This is a genomic window from Pseudomaricurvus sp. HS19 (genome assembly GCF_009857815.1).
In the GTDB taxonomy this organism is placed as follows: Bacteria; Pseudomonadota; Gammaproteobacteria; order Pseudomonadales; family Cellvibrionaceae; genus Pseudomaricurvus.
On sequence record NZ_WVVW01000016.1, the window covers coordinates 60,095 to 74,304 of the forward strand.

The 14,210-nt window shown below is 61.8% G+C and carries 13 protein-coding genes; 3 read left to right on the top strand and 10 right to left on the bottom strand.

All coding sequences use genetic code 11. The features are described from left to right. Positions 1-21 precede the first annotated feature (21 nt). The 5 genes from GSF27_RS16530 to GSF27_RS16550 all read right to left on the bottom strand — a co-directional run bounded on the left by GSF27_RS16530 (position 22) and on the right by GSF27_RS16550 (position 5,947). Positions 22-501 (bottom strand): DUF6231 family protein, encoded by a 480-nt coding sequence (locus GSF27_RS16530; protein ID WP_160971170.1) that lies wholly within the window; start codon positions 499-501, stop codon positions 22-24. Positions 502-592: 91 nt separating this feature from the next. Next, positions 593-1,075, bottom strand: coding sequence for a hypothetical protein (locus GSF27_RS16535; RefSeq protein ID WP_160971171.1), 483 nt, complete (start codon positions 1,073-1,075; stop codon positions 593-595). Positions 1,076-1,116: 41 nt separating this feature from the next. After that, complete coding sequence (locus GSF27_RS16540) at positions 1,117-1,323, bottom strand: hypothetical protein (protein ID WP_160971172.1); 207 nt, start codon at positions 1,321-1,323, stop codon at positions 1,117-1,119. A 264-nt stretch (positions 1,324-1,587) separates the two neighbouring features. Then, positions 1,588-2,847: a ribonucleotide-diphosphate reductase subunit beta gene (locus GSF27_RS16545; protein WP_160971173.1), complete on the bottom strand. Its 1,260-nt coding sequence runs from the start codon at positions 2,845-2,847 to the stop codon at positions 1,588-1,590. Positions 2,848-3,049: 202 nt separating this feature from the next. Next, positions 3,050-5,947 (bottom strand): ribonucleoside-diphosphate reductase subunit alpha, encoded by a 2,898-nt coding sequence (locus GSF27_RS16550; protein WP_160971174.1) that lies wholly within the window; start codon positions 5,945-5,947, stop codon positions 3,050-3,052. A 751-nt stretch (positions 5,948-6,698) separates the two neighbouring features. Here GSF27_RS16550 and GSF27_RS16555 point away from each other — a divergent pair. Then, complete coding sequence (locus GSF27_RS16555; protein ID WP_160971175.1) at positions 6,699-6,884, top strand: hypothetical protein; 186 nt, start codon at positions 6,699-6,701, stop codon at positions 6,882-6,884. 64 nt (positions 6,885-6,948) lie between these two features. Here GSF27_RS16555 and GSF27_RS16560 read toward each other — a convergent pair whose 3' ends face one another. The 4 genes from GSF27_RS16560 to purM all read right to left on the bottom strand — a co-directional run bounded on the left by GSF27_RS16560 (position 6,949) and on the right by purM (position 10,056). Continuing rightward, entirely contained in the window at positions 6,949-7,437 is a 489-nt protein-coding gene (locus GSF27_RS16560) for a peptidylprolyl isomerase (protein WP_160971176.1), read from the bottom strand. Between the two features lie 41 nt (positions 7,438-7,478). Beyond that, positions 7,479-8,231 (bottom strand): DUF3108 domain-containing protein, encoded by a 753-nt coding sequence (locus GSF27_RS16565; RefSeq protein WP_160971177.1) that lies wholly within the window; start codon positions 8,229-8,231, stop codon positions 7,479-7,481. Positions 8,232-8,275: 44 nt separating this feature from the next. Then, entirely contained in the window at positions 8,276-8,920 is a 645-nt protein-coding gene (purN, locus tag GSF27_RS16570; RefSeq protein ID WP_160971178.1) for a phosphoribosylglycinamide formyltransferase, read from the bottom strand. 86 nt (positions 8,921-9,006) lie between these two features. Beyond that, positions 9,007-10,056, bottom strand: a complete 1,050-nt coding sequence (gene purM, locus GSF27_RS16575; protein ID WP_160971179.1) for a phosphoribosylformylglycinamidine cyclo-ligase — start codon at positions 10,054-10,056, stop codon at positions 9,007-9,009. A 289-nt stretch (positions 10,057-10,345) separates the two neighbouring features. Between purM and GSF27_RS16580 the strand changes: the two genes are divergently transcribed. Together GSF27_RS16580 and hda are read left to right on the top strand one after the other, a co-directional pair. Then, a complete protein-coding gene (locus GSF27_RS16580; RefSeq protein WP_160971180.1) occupies positions 10,346-11,473 on the top strand; it encodes a DUF2066 domain-containing protein in 1,128 nt (375 codons plus the stop codon). Between the two features lie 90 nt (positions 11,474-11,563). Then, positions 11,564-12,280, top strand: coding sequence for a DnaA regulatory inactivator Hda (gene hda, locus GSF27_RS16585; RefSeq protein WP_160971181.1), 717 nt, complete (start codon positions 11,564-11,566; stop codon positions 12,278-12,280). A 36-nt stretch (positions 12,281-12,316) separates the two neighbouring features. On the opposite strand, the gene sppA is transcribed toward hda, so the two are convergent. Continuing rightward, positions 12,317-14,170: a signal peptide peptidase SppA gene (sppA, locus tag GSF27_RS16590; protein ID WP_160971182.1), complete on the bottom strand. Its 1,854-nt coding sequence runs from the start codon at positions 14,168-14,170 to the stop codon at positions 12,317-12,319. Positions 14,171-14,210: the final 40 nt, after the last annotated feature.

Sequence of the window (14,210 nt, forward strand, 5' to 3'; positions counted from 1 at the left end):
TGGAAATCTCTATTTATGGCTTCACCATCGATATTTGCCCCAGTTCTCAGGATTGGCCCAGTAGCGGGGGGTATTCCAGCTGCGCTGGCGGTTGTAGCTGCTGAGGTTGTAGCCGTAACAGCTGAGTCCCGGGCCGTCGAAGTGCTGCAGGCGACTGAAGCCCAGTGCCAGCAGTTCGCTTCTGGGGGCCTGCTGCGTTTCCTGAACCAGCAACCAGATGGCACTGCTGAAGAGGTTGCGGATCACGCCCAGCTGGTGGCTCTCCAGCAGTCGGGCTGCCGTGTCGCTGTCCGGGACCAGGGCGACCGCCAGCTCAAAGCGCTGGCCGCCTGCCTGCGGTCCGGGATCCTCCCCCGGGGCAACACAGGTCAGGGCGCATCCCTGCTCGTCACACCAGCGTTGCAGGGCCGGGGGGCAATCCGCGGCCACCAGCAACAAGTGTCGGGGCGCTTGCTGGGTCAGGTGTTGCAGCAGGGCTTGTTCGGGAGTCTGTTCTTGCATGGGCACAGGCTAGCAGAGCCGTGCTGTGATTGCCCAGTGATGATTGCCCCGTTGATGTTAAACCCGGTGATGTTAAACCCGGTGATGATGGTCAGTGCTCGAAAGGAATCTGTGCTTCCAGCAACGCGTTGACAAACAGCCAGGCATCATAGGGGTCGAACAGCTCTTCGTTGGGGAAGAGCGGGGCATCACAATCCGCGCAGTAAAACAGAGCGGGATCGAAGTGCAGGGGGTTCAGTTGTTGCTGCAGAAACTGCAGAGCGTCAGCCACCGCCTGCGACCAGTCATCACCCTGCAGTGCACCCAGGGGGCAGTTGGAAACCAGCTGGTCGATCATGCGGCTGGTGGGCATGGCCAGCTGTGGTTGTTGCAGGTGCAGTTGGTCGCGCAGGTGACGGAAGATGCGTGTTAGTTGCCGGTAACGGTGGTGGGCGGAGTAGGTGGTGATCTGGGGGGCAGCAGGAGTGGTGCCGGGCGTGTTATCGCCAGGTCTTCTGTCTCCGGGCTTTTTATCTCCGGGCTTTCTGTCACCAGGGCTGCCGCTGCCGGCAAGGGGGTGTGCGTGACGGGCCAAGGGTCTCTCCTCCGGGGAGTGGAACGCTGTGGTGGCGCGGCTCAGTGCAGCGAGCTGTCCATCCAGTTCTGGTTCTGGCTGTGAGGCGCCTCATCCACCGGCTCTACGGCGTCACGAAGGCTCTCTTCCAGGCCATCCAGCCCGCGCTTGATGCGCTTGACCACTTGGGACATGACTTCCAGTGCCTGATCCAGCTGGTCTACGGCAATCTGCATCTCTTCAAAGGAGAGGTCCGGTCGGTCGGTCATGGTAGGGCTCCCTGTGTCTGTTATTGGTATTGTTGTGGCCAGTACCAGCGGCGACGCAGGGCGTCGGCAACCGGCTGACGGTACAGTAAGGGATCAACAACAATGGCGAGTCACGGGACTACCATTTGATCCCGGTATTGCCAGGATCCTTCAATGGTTCTGCGGTGTGGCCTGTCGTGGCGGATAGGCAACACCGACGATGGGCGCCAGGCGCCCATCCACCAGCCGGCTATTGCCGGCTGGCTTGTCTGGTGTGGGCAGGATTTAATCCCAGCTCAGTGCACCACCTGTCTGATACTCGATTACACGGGTCTCGAAGAAGTTCTTCTCTTTACGCAGATCCATGATTTCACTCATCCAGGGGAACGGGTTTTTCGCCCCCGGGAATTGCTCTTTCAGACCCAGCTGCGCCAGGCGACGGTTGGCGATGAATTGCAGGTACTCCTCCATCATGGCCGCGTTCATGCCCAGCACACCACGTGGCATGGAGTCACGGGCGTAGGCGATTTCCAGTTCGGTGCCTTCCAGGATCATCTGGGTCACTTCCTGCTGGAACTCGGCGCTCCACAGGTGCGGGTTCTCCAGTTTGATCTGGTTGATAACGTCGATACCGAAGTTCAGGTGCATGGACTCGTCGCGCAGGATGTACTGGAACTGCTCGGCCACACCGGTCATCTTGTTGCGGCGACCCATGGAGAGGATCTGGGTAAAGCCGCAGTAGAAGAAGATACCTTCGGTGACGCAGTAGAAGCCCACCAGGTTGCGCAGCAACTCCTGATCCGCTTCCGGGGTACCGGTGGTAAAGGTGGGGTTGGAGATCCCCTGGGTGTGGGCGATGCTCCAGGCCGCCTTCTTGGCCACGGAGGGCACTTCGCGGTACATGTTGAACACTTCACCTTCGTCCATGCCCAGCGACTCGACACAGTACTGGTAGGCGTGGGTGTGGATGGCCTCTTCAAACGCCTGGCGCAGCAGGTACTGGCGCGCTTCCGGGTTGGTGATGTGGCGGTAGATGGCCAGCACCAGGTTGTTGGCTACCAGGCTGTCGGCGGTGGAGAAGTAACCCAGTGAGCGCATGACGATGCGGCGCTCGTCTTCGGTCAGGCCGTTGGGGTTTTTCCAGCAGGCGATGTCCGCGTTCATGTTCACTTCCTGCGGCATCCAGTGGTTGGCACAACCGTCCAGATACTTCTGCCAGGCCCAGTCGTACTTGAACGGTACCAGCTGGTTGAGGTCGGCGCGGCAGTTAATCATGCGCTTGGCGTCCACCTCGACGCGGGCAGCGCCCATCTCCAGCTCTTCCAGGCCGGGGGCGGGATCGAGATCGGCAACTGCCTGACGGGCAGCCTCCACAGCATCACTGGCTGCGGCAGCGGGTTTGCGGCGCTCTGCAGGCTCGGCTTCCACAGCAGGGGCGCTGTAGTCCGGCGCCGCTTCGGCGACAGCCGCTTGTGGTTCGGCCGCAGGCGGTGGCGCGACCGGCTTGGCCGCGGTGTTCTCTTCGTAATCGTCCCAGCTCAGCATGTTTCGGTTCCTGATTTCCTGTTTTTATCTGTGAGTACTTGTCTCATGGAGCGGCGATGACCTTTCGGTTATCCGTCCTCTCCTCCTGCAGTGATTCCTGCAGGTCGCCTCAGCCCCCCGGAGGGGGGAAGGTACCGGCCGCCAACGGGCAGGTGTGCGTCCGGTACCTTCCAAAGGGTTGGCCCGCCAACGGGCCGTTCCCTTACTGGCAGGCTTCGCAGTCCGGGTCGTCCAGAGAGCAGGCCTTGGGTACCGGTGCCGCTTCCGGAGCTGCCACGGTCGCCGGGGCGTCAGACTTGGCCGATACCGCATTCAGCGAGCTGTTCTCGATGGTGGACTTCTCGGTACTGGTGGCCGCCAGTGCACGCAGGTAGTAGGTGGTCTTGAGGCCACTGAACCACGCCATGCGGTAGGTGATGTCCAGTTTCTTGCCGTTGGCGCCGGCGATGTAGAGGTTCAGGCTCTGGGCCTGGTCGATCCACTTCTGGCGACGGCTGGCGGCTTCCACAATCCAGCGCGGCTCCACCTCAAAGGCGGTGGCGTAGCGATCTTTCAGTTCGGCAGGAATGCGGTCGATCTTCTGCACCGAGCCCTCGTAGTACTTGAGGTCGTTGACCATCACCGAATCCCACAGGCCGGCGTCTTTCAGCTCGTGCACCAGGTAGGGGTTAACCACGGTGAATTCGCCGGACAGGTTCGATTTCACGTACAGGTTCTGGTACGTGGGCTCGATGGACTGCGATACCCCGGTGATGTTGGCAATGGTCGCCGTCGGCGCAATGGCCATCACGTTGGAGTTGCGCATACCCTGGGTCTTGACCTTGCTGCGCAGGCTCTCCCAGTCCAGGGTCTGGCTGCGGTCCACCTTGATGTAGTCGCTGCCGCGGTGCTGCTCCAGCAGGTCAACGGAGTCGATGGGCATGACGCCTTTGCTCCACAGGGAGCCCTCGAAGGAGGAGTAGCGACCACGCTCGGCCGCCAGTTCACTGGAGGCATCGATGGCGAAGTAGCTGATCGCTTCCATGGAGCGGTCGGCGAACTCAACGGCATCTCCCGAGCTGTAGGCGTAGCCCATTTTGTAGAGCGCGTCCTGGAAGCCCATCAGGCCCAGGCCGACAGGGCGGTGGCGCATGTTGGAGGTGCGCGCCGCTTCCACGGAGTAGTAGTTGATGTCGATAACGTTATCGAGCATGCGCACAGCGGTGCGGACGGTTTTTTCCAGCTTGGCGTGATCCAGCTGGCCGTTCTCCACGTGCTGGGCCAGGTTCACCGAACCCAGGTTACAGACGGCGATCTCGTCGTTGGCCTTGGTGTTGAGGGTGATCTCGGTACACAGGTTGGAGGAGTGCACCACACCGGCGTGTTGCTGCGGGCTGCGCAGGTTACAGGCGTCCTTGAAGGTGATCCAGGGGTGGCCGGTTTCAAACAGCATGCCCAGCATCTTGCGCCACAGGTCCAGCGCCTTGACGCGCTTGAACAGTTTCATTTCACCGGTACGGGTCTTCTGCTCGTACTCCTCGTACTTCTGCTGGAACGCCAGACCATAAAGGTCGTGCAGTTCCGGCACGTCGTTGGGGGAGAACAGGGTCCACTCCTTGTCATCGAAGACGCGCTTCATGAACAGGTCCGGTACCCAGTTGGCGGTGTTCATGTCGTGGGTGCGACGGCGGTCGTCACCGGTGTTCTTGCGCAGGTCGAGGAATTCCTCGATGTCCAGGTGCCAGGTTTCCAGGTAGGCACATACGGCGCCTTTGCGCTTGCCGCCCTGGTTTACTGCCACAGCGGTGTCGTTGGCCACTTTCAGGAAGGGTACAACGCCCTGGGACTTGCCGTTGGTGCCCTTGATGTAGGCACCCAGCGAGCGCACCGGGGTCCAGTCATTGCCCAGACCGCCGGCCCACTTGGAGAGCATGGCATTGTCCTGCACCGCGCCGTAAATACCGTGCAGGTCATCGGGTACCGTGGTCAGGTAACAGGAGGAGAGCTGCGGGCGCAGGGTACCGGCATTGAACAGGGTAGGGGTGGAACTCATGTAATCGAAGGAGCTCAGCAGGCGATAGAACTCGATCGCGCGCTCTTCACGGTTGGCCTCTTCGTGGGCCAGGCCCATGGCCACGCGCATGAAAAATACCTGTGGCAGCTCGAAGCGCACGCCTTCTTCAGAGTGAATAAAGTAGCGGTCGTACAGGGTCTGCAGGCCCAGGTAGGTGAACTTCAGGTCGCGCTCGGCGTCCAGAGCGGCACCCAGTTTCTCCAGATCGTAGTCCAGCAGGTTGGGGGCCAGCAGCTGCAGCTCCACACCTTTGTGGATGTAGGCAGGCAGGGCCTGGGCGTAGAGGTTGTGCATCTCGGCCTGGGTGGCAGACTCGGCCACGCCCATAAAGCTCAGGGCTTCGGCGCGCAACTTGTCCAGCAGCAGGCGGGCGGTGGCGAAGGAGTAGTTGGGCTCTTTCTCCACCAGGGTGCGGGCGGTGATCACCAGCGAGGTGTTGACGTCGTCGAGGGTGACGCCGTCGTAAAGATTGCGCATGGCTTCATCGAGGATCGCCTTGGGCAGCACATCGGAGAGACCGGCACAGGCTTCTTCCACGATGGTGCGCACGCGGGCGATGTCCAGCGGCTGGGTGTGGCCATCGGGCATGACGACGTTGACACTGGCGTACTCGGCGTCAACCTGGACCTCCTGCACGCTCTGCTTGCGCAGCTGGGCACGGCTTTCACGGTAGAGGACGTAGTCGCGGGCGATCTTGTGTTCACCGGAGCGCATCAGGGTCAGCTCGACCTGGTCCTGGATGTCCTCAATGTGCACGGTGCCGCCGGACGGCATGCGACGCTTGAAGGTGGCGCTGATCTGCTCGGTCAGAGACTCCACAGTTTCGTGGACGCGGCTGGAGGCCGCGGCAGTGCCGCCCTCTACCGCCAGGAACGCCTTGGTCATGGCAACGGCGATCTTGCCCGGGTCGTAGGGCACGACCGTGCCGTTGCGCTTGATGACGCGCAGCTGGCCGGGGGTGGTCGCTGTTACTGTGGTGCTGGAAGTCTTGGCCTGGGGCGCCTGGGAGGAGGCCGGGGTGGCTGACACTTCAGTATCTGTGTGCATGTACGTCTCCGCGTATTGTGCCGGGTTTTTGGTGTGTTAGGAGTTGTGACTGTTCTTTTCTACTGGCGCGGAGCGTCCAGGATGGGTGGGGTGGGTGACACTCCACAAAAGGCAGTAGTTTTCGGACTGCCTTTCCATCTGCTCGATCCGATACCTGTATGGCTGCCGGGGCATGGGGCGACTGCTTGACTGCCGGGTGGCGATTGAATCCGCTGGGGCCACCCTGACAAAACCCCCTGGCTTGCTGCTGGCGCACTGTGTAATGGTGCCTGCCCGGCGCTGAAACCCTATATATAGGGGTAATCACAAGCTTGGATACAAGATAATGCGGTGCAGGGTCGATTGCAAGGCGATAAGGTTGTCGATTTCTTGTGGATAAAGTGTGAGTAAGCTCTTCGGTAAGTGACTGCTAATCTGCCACCGCAGTGTTGCAGGGGGGCAGAGCCCGGACCGGTCGGTTTCAATTAAACTATAACTTTTTAGCATATAGATAAATTTTTATAAGCCCTTATATTTAGTGCCGGATTGCGGTGCGGCCACAATATGTTGTGTTTCATTTCGGTGCTGGCACTGAACTCCACCGGGACCATGCCTGCCTCCCTTTGGCGCGTAAAGAGGCCTTTGCCCGGTGCGCGGGCGCGGCGGGCAGCCGTAAGGTGAACGATGGCGGAGCGGAGGAGCTGTCTGTGGATGACGGGAATCGCTACTATAGCCATCCCGGGTGTGTCCGGTGTCTGGAGGAGTGTGGGTAATGGGGGACGTGGTGCAGTTCAGGAGGCCGACAGCGGCCGAGAAGCACAAGGGCAAAACCCTGTGTCGCAGCGGCTTTCATAAGTGGCAGGTGGTGAAGGAGAAGCAGTTTGACGTGCGTCAGGGCAAGCTGGTGACGGTCTATCGCTGCGCCCGCTGCGGGCAGCAGAAGGTGGAGGCGCACTGAGCGGCGGGCTGGCCAGGGCGGCCAGCCCACTTGCCGGTTGCTACCGGCTCAGTGCGTGCGGGTCTCAGTGGTTGTGACCACAGCCGCCGGGGCTGTGCACATGACCGTGCTGCAGCTCTTCGTCGGTGGCGTCGCGGATTTCCAGTACTTCCACATCAAAATGCAGTTCCTGGCCTGCCAGGGGGTGGTTGCCATCAATGGTGACTGTGTCGCCCTCGACTTCAATCACTTCCACCACCTGCATGCCGTTGGCAGTCTCGGCGTGAAAGGCCATGCCGACTTCAATCTCGTCGATACCGGTGAACATGGTACGTGGCAGCTCCTGAATGAGGCCGGGATCCAGCTCGCCGTAACCCTGCTCGGGGGTGACCACGGTCTGCACCTTGTCGCCGACCTGCTTGCCTTCCAGTTCCTGTTCCAGGCCCGGAACCAGGTTTTTGTGGCCCTGCAGGTAGGCCAGCGGCTCTTCGCCGACGGAGCTGTCGAGCACTTCGCCCTCAACGTTTTTCAGGGTGTAGTGGATGGTGACTACTTTGTCTTTAGAGATGGTCATAAGCGCTCTCATTACTGGTAAAACTGGGTGTCAGCCGCTCCTCAGAGTCCGTTTACCGATACTCCGTCGAGTTTGGCTGAGGTGAGGTTGATTTCGTAGTACTTGCCGTCGTCTTCGGTCTGCTGGATGCGTACGATCAGGTAGTCCCAATCGCGGGCCAGCCAGATCAGGGTAACACGATCGTTATCCTTGCGCAGGCGTTTGACCCGCACGGTGTTGAGTCGGCCTACCGGGGTGTCGATGACCTCTTCGCCCTCGACGGCAAAGCGATAGGTCTTGAGGCGACCGCCATCCGCTACCTGATACTCCATCAGCTCCTTGCCATTGATCAGGTCGGCGCGCAGCTGCAGCTGGTAGCTGAGTTTGTCCTGCACGTCCGTGGGGACGTCCATCGACCAGGGTTTGTTCTGTACGTTGTTGGTGACCTTGCCCTGGTCGTGATCAAAGGTGAGCAGGGCGGTGCGGTCGCGTCCCAGGCCGGTGCGGTTGTAGCTGTAGGTCTGGGGACGCAGCTGGAAGTGCTCGTCGTCCCACTGCGCCAGGCTGCGCTCGTCGATGTCCGCCAGCCAGTGGCGGGCGGCAAAGCGGAACTCCATCTGCCGGTCTTTGCCCATGGTCAGGGAGCGACTGGCGTCCACGCTGAGGGAGCCATAGCGGGCCTTGTAGTCGGCGGAAAAAGGCTTGGGGGTGGCGGCAGTGGCGACACTGGTAACCACTGTCAGCAACAGGGCCAGCCACAGGGGGCGGCGCGGACGCATGTGTTGTGGCTGGCAAAAGAAAGGCACGCGGGGCATCAATTATTCTCTCCCTTGGATTGCAGAGCGTATAACGGTGCCGGTCAGCGCGCGTCGACGACCTGTCCGCTGGGTGGCAGCGGCTCGCCGTCCAGCAGGCAGTGGTTATCCTGCATCTGCAGGCGGCCACTGGTAAACCAGGCCACCGCTTGCGGATAGATAATGTGCTCCTGCACCTGCACCCGCTGCGCCAGGCTGGCGGCATCGTCGCCGGCAATTACCGGCACTATGGCCTGTATGACATTGGGGCCGTCATCCAGTTCAGGTGTGACGAAGTGAATAGTGGCGCCATGCTCCCGGTCGCCGGCATCCAGCGCCCGCTGATGGGTGTGCAGCCCCGGGTATTTGGGCAGCAGGGAGGGGTGGATATTGAGCATGCGGCCCAGGTAGTGGCGGGTGAAATCCGCGGTCAGGATGCGCATAAAGCCCGCCAGCACCACCAGTGCCGGGTCGTGGTCGTCAATCAGGGTCATCAGCGCCGCGTCGAAGGCTTCACGGCTGTCGAAGCCGGTGTGGTCTAGCACCAGCGCCGGGATGCCCGCCTGCTCGGCACGCTGCAGTCCTTTGACGCCGGGGCGATTGCTGATAACCGCGCTGATGCGGCACCCCAGGCGGTCCTGCAGCTGGGCGTCGATCAGGGCCTGCAGGTTCGTGCCGCTGCCGGAGATAAGTACAACAATATTTTTCATGGGCTGCTGTTCGGATGTGTTCAGGTGTGGCGGCGCGGTGGCCGGCCGGGGGCGGCAGGGTGGGAGGCCACCCTGCCTGACAGGTGTCAGAGGTTGACAAGCTCCACCCGCGGTTCGTCACTGCCGGCCTTGGCCACATGGCCCACCACAAAGGCGCTTTCGCCGGCGTCGGCGAGAATCGCCAGGGCGTCGTCTTTTTCGCTGGCCGGGACAGCGATGATCATGCCTACGCCGCAGTTGAAGGTGCGGTACATCTCGTAGGCGTCGACATTGCCCTGCTGCTGCAGCCAGCGGAATACCGGTGGCATCTCCCAGCTGCTGACATCCACCACGGCCTTGCAGTCGTCCGGCAGTACGCGCGGGATGTTCTCCTGCAGGCCACCACCGGTGATGTGGGACATGGCGTTGACGCTGGACTCTTCGATCAGGCGCAGCATGGACTTGACGTAGATGCGGGTGGGTTCCAGCAGTGCCTTGCCCAGCTCCTGCTCACCTACCTTGTCGGTCAGGCTGGCACCGCTGACTTCCAGGATCTTGCGGATCAGGGAGTAGCCATTGGAGTGGGGGCCGCTGGAGGCGAGGCCGATCAATACGTCGCCGGCCTGTACCTTGCTGCCGTCAATCAGCTGGGATTTCTCGACGATGCCGACGCAGAAGCCGGCCAGGTCGTAGTCCTCGCCTTCGTACATGCCGGGCATCTCGGCGGTTTCGCCACCTACCAGGGCGCAGCCGGCCTGCTCACAGCCGGCGCCAATGCCACTGACCACGTCCGCGGCCACTTCCACATTGAGCTTGCCGGTGGCGTAGTAATCGAGGAAAAACAGGGGCTCGGCACCGGCCACCACCAGGTCGTTCACACACATGGCCACCAGGTCGATACCGATGGTGTCGTGCATGCCCAGGTCCATGGCCAGGCGCAGCTTGGTGCCGACGCCGTCGGTGCCGGATACCAGCACCGGTTCACGGTAGCCGGTAGGCAGTTCAAACAGGGCCCCGAAACCACCCAGTCCGCCCATGACACCGGGGCGATGGGTACGCTTGGCCACAGCCTTGATGCGATCGACCAGCGCATTGCCGGCATCGATATCCACGCCGGCATCTTTATAACTCAGGGAAGGGGACTGTTTGTCGCTCATGTTTTGCTCTTTTTGGTTACAGGGTTGTCAGGGCTGCACGGGAAAGGCGGCTATTCTAGCAGCTAAGCAGCGGGCTGGCAGCTTCTGTCGCAGCGTTAATCCCCTGAATGTTTATCAAACTGAGTACTGGCTACTGGAGCTGTCACAGGGGCGTGGGCATAATGGCGGCCTCATCGCCGCGCCGGGAATTCGGGCCGCTGTGCAAATGCAGGGGTCGGAGGGGTGTGGCTGCTACACGGTTGGCCGGGTTGTCGAGGCCGGGTCAAACGAAACGCTAAAGGGTGATTGGGTGAAATACTGGGTTGTGTGTGTCTGGCTGCTGTTGGCCAGTGTGGTGCCGGCGGCCAGCGCGGAAGAGGTAAAGGGCCTTTATCAGCAGGATGAACTGGTCGCGAATCAGTCCGACAGCCTGCGTCGCAAGGCGGCCTCCGAGGCGTTGTCCAAAGTCATTGTGCGGGTCTCCGGCCGCGCCAGTGTATTGGGCGATCCGGCGGTGGCCGCCGCCACTGCTGATCCGCTCTCCTACCTGGAGGCCTATCGCTACGAATCCACCGGCGAGCTGATCGTGGAGGGGGACGAAGAGTTGCCGGCCACCCGTCTGGTGATGAGCTTTTCCGGGGTCGGTATTGAGCGGCTGTTACGCCGCAATAATCTGCCGGTGTGGCCCGCCAACCGTCCAGCGGTGTTGTTGTGGCTGGTGAGTGATGACCTCAAGGCGGGACGCCAGCTGGTTGAGCTGCAGGGTGATTCTGACAGCGGTCGTGACGTCCGGCGGGCTGCGGCAGAGCGGGGCCTGCCACTGGTGTTGCCGCTGCTGGACCTGCAGGACAAGCAGGCACTCAAGCCGCAACAGGCCTGGAGTATGGATCAGAAGGCCGTGACGGCGGCTTCCGCCCGCTACAGCTCCGACGCGGTGCTGGTGGGGCGCTTCAGTCATACCGCCAGTGGTCGTTGGCTGTCGGACTGGAGTCTACTGCACAAGGGCGAGAAAAGTGTGTTTGACGCCGACGGCAGCAGTCAGGAGCAGGTGATCCGTGCCGGCCTGGCGGCTGCAGCGGAGAAGCTGGCGTCGCTCTACGCCGTGGTCAGCAACGGTGCGGCCGGCGGTGAGCTGCTACTGGAGGTTGATGCAGTCAACGGCTTTGCCGCCTGGCAGCAGGTGGTGGACTACCTGCAGGGGCTGGAGGCGGTACAGCAGCTGACCCTGGAGCGCTATCAAAACGGTATGCTCACGGTGCAGCTGAAGTTGGCGGGTGATCCCTCGCAGCTGACGGCTGTGCTGGACCTGGATCGCCGGCTGTTGCCCGTCTCGCTCCCCAAGCCAGAGCCACAGCTCCAGCCTGTCGACCCGGCAGCCGCGACGGTACCCGCGGGCGAGCCGGCACTGCCGCGGCTGCGTTATCGCTGGTCGCGTTAAGCCTCTGCTGTAAATATCAGCAGCGCATCTGTTAAACTGCACGGCCCGCGTCAGGCGGGCCGATCGGTAACCCGAGCAGCTGTGTGTTTCATGAGCCAGACCCTTCCCCAACAGCTTTCCCTGCAGGTGCATCTGGAAGACGATGCCACCTTTGCCAATTTTTACGCCCCGGCAAATCACGCCAATGCGCAGATAGTGACGGCGTTGCAGCAATCACTGTCGCCCATGGGCGAGCGTTTCCTGTTTTTGTCGGCACCGGTTGGCAGTGGCGTCACTCACCTGTTGCAGGCTACCTGTAATCACGCTGAGTTGCAGGGGCGCAGCGTGCAGTACCTGCCGTTGGATGAATTCGCCAACCTGCCTCCGGAGCCTCTGCTGGAGCGTCTGGAGGCGGTACAGCTGGTGTGCCTGGACAATGTGCAGGCCGTTATGGGGTTGCCGCAGTGGGAGCGGGCGCTGTTCCGCTTCTACAACATGATGCGCGATCTGGGCCATGTGCTGGTGATGGGGGCTGACCGCGGGCCGCGGGAGTTGCCGGTGCAGCTGCCGGACCTGCAATCGCGTCTCTGCTGGGGGCTGGCATTTCAGGTGCGGCCACTGGATGACGAGGGCAAGCGCCTGGCGCTGCAGGCCCGCGCCCGTGCCCGGGGGCTGGAGCTGAGTGAAGAGGTAGCGCAATTTATCATGCACCGTGCGCCGCGTAACATGCAGGAGCTGTTCAGTGTGTTGCAGCGGCTCGATCAGGTGTCGCTGGCGGAACAGCGCCGCCTGACCATTCCCTTTATCAAGCAGACGCTGGGTTACTGACCGCTGGTTCGCGGTCAGGGGCTTTTAGTTTGTATTTCAGGGGCTGACGCACTCCAGGCAGCGGGCGTAGACCGCGCGCGGATCTGCCATCTGCATCACGTCAGCCAGTGGTGCCAGCTCGCGCTCGACCCGCTGCAGCAAACTCATCACCCCGCTGTTGTGCCAGCCGGACAGCAATTGCATACCGGCCACCTCGCCTGCCAGCTGCTGCAGCAACTGTTCGGTTGGTGACAGCGGCATGTGCACTTCCACCACCTGATACTTCTCCAGTCCGGCTTTGTCGGCCGCGGCCTTGATCACCTGTTGCAGGTCACCGAGCTGGTCCACCAGTCCCAGGTCGAGGGCGGCGCGACCGGTCCAGACGCGACCCTGGCCAACAGCATTTACCCGGGCCGTGGTGGTTTGGCGCGCGTCGGCGACGATGGTGAGGAAGCGGTCGTAGATGTGATTGACGCTCTGTTGCAGCACCTCGGCGGCCAGGCTGTTGAGCGGCCGATCGATGCGCAGGGCGCCGGAGAGTTCGGTGGTGCCGACGCCGTCAGTGCCGATGCCCACTTTTTGCAGGGTGTTTTCCACGGTGGGGAAGGCGCTGAAGACGCCGATGGAGCCGGTAATGGTGGTGGGTGTGGCCCACACTTCGTCAGCGGCCATGGACATCCAGTAGCCACCGGAAGCGGCGACGCTGCCCATGGAGATAAACACCGGGATGCCCTCCTTGCGGGTCAGTTCCAGCTCCTTGCGGATAATCTCCGAGGCAAAGGCACTGCCGCCGGGGCTGTCCACACGCACTACCAGGGCAGAATAGTCGCCGGACTCGCGCACATTTTCCAGTAGTTGGCTGATGGTGCTGCTGCCAACGCTGCCGGCGGGTTGTTCGCCGTCCAGTATCATGCCGCTCGCCACCAGCAAGCCAATCTGCGGGCTCTGGTCCAGTGGTTGCTCGTGTTCCAGCAGCGCCAGGTAATGTTCATAGTCCAGCACCTGGTAGTCACTTTCGTCATCGTTGCTGCCGAAGGTTTGCTGCAATACTGCCAATTGCTGGTGGTGGTCTGCCAGTTCGTCCACCAGCCCCAGGGCCTGGGCGGTGGCAGCGGCATCGCCGCGCTGTTCTTTCAGGTGTTTGTCCAGTTGGTTGATATAGTCGTTGATGCGCCCGCCGGGGAGTTTGCGCTGACTCTCAACCTGATCGGTGTAGGTGGACCAGAGCTCACCCAGCCACTGGGCGTTGTGCTCCCGCGAGGCATCGGACATGTCATCACGCAGGTAGGGCTCCACGGCATCCTTGTACTCACCGACACGGAACACGTGCATGTTCACTTCCAGCTTCTCCAGCGCCGCCCTGAAATAGTTGCGATAGCTGCTGTAGCCGGTGAGGATCACCGCGCCCATGGGGTGCAGCAGAATCTGGTCGGCGTAGCTGGCCAGGTAATACTGCTCCTGGGTAAAGGTATCGCCGATGGCGTAGACAGGTTTGCCGCTGGTTTTGAAATTCTCCAGCGCCCGTCCCACTTCCTGCAATTTGCTGAGGCCACCGCCGAGCATGTAGCTGAGGTCCAGTACCAGCCCGGTCACACGCTGGTCGTCGCGGGCCTTGTTAATCGCTTCCACCAGGTCCCGCACACGGGTCTCCGCCTGCTGGCGGCTGCTGCGTTCCAGGATCTGGGTCAACGGGTCGACGTAGCTGTACTGGTCGACGAGGAAGCCGGTCGGCGCCAGGCGCAGAGCTGTTTGTTCTGGAACGGTGAGGCGTTCCCCGGGCCATAGTGCTGCCACGATTACAGCTATGATGACGAGAAACAGCAGGTTGGCCAGGCTGACCCTGATCCAGGTGATGGCGCGCCAGAACCAGCTGATGGTGCGGCGCAGGGGGCCGGGTCGGGTGTTGCTCATGGGAAGTTCCTTGCTTCGACAATCCTTGGGGAATTACAGC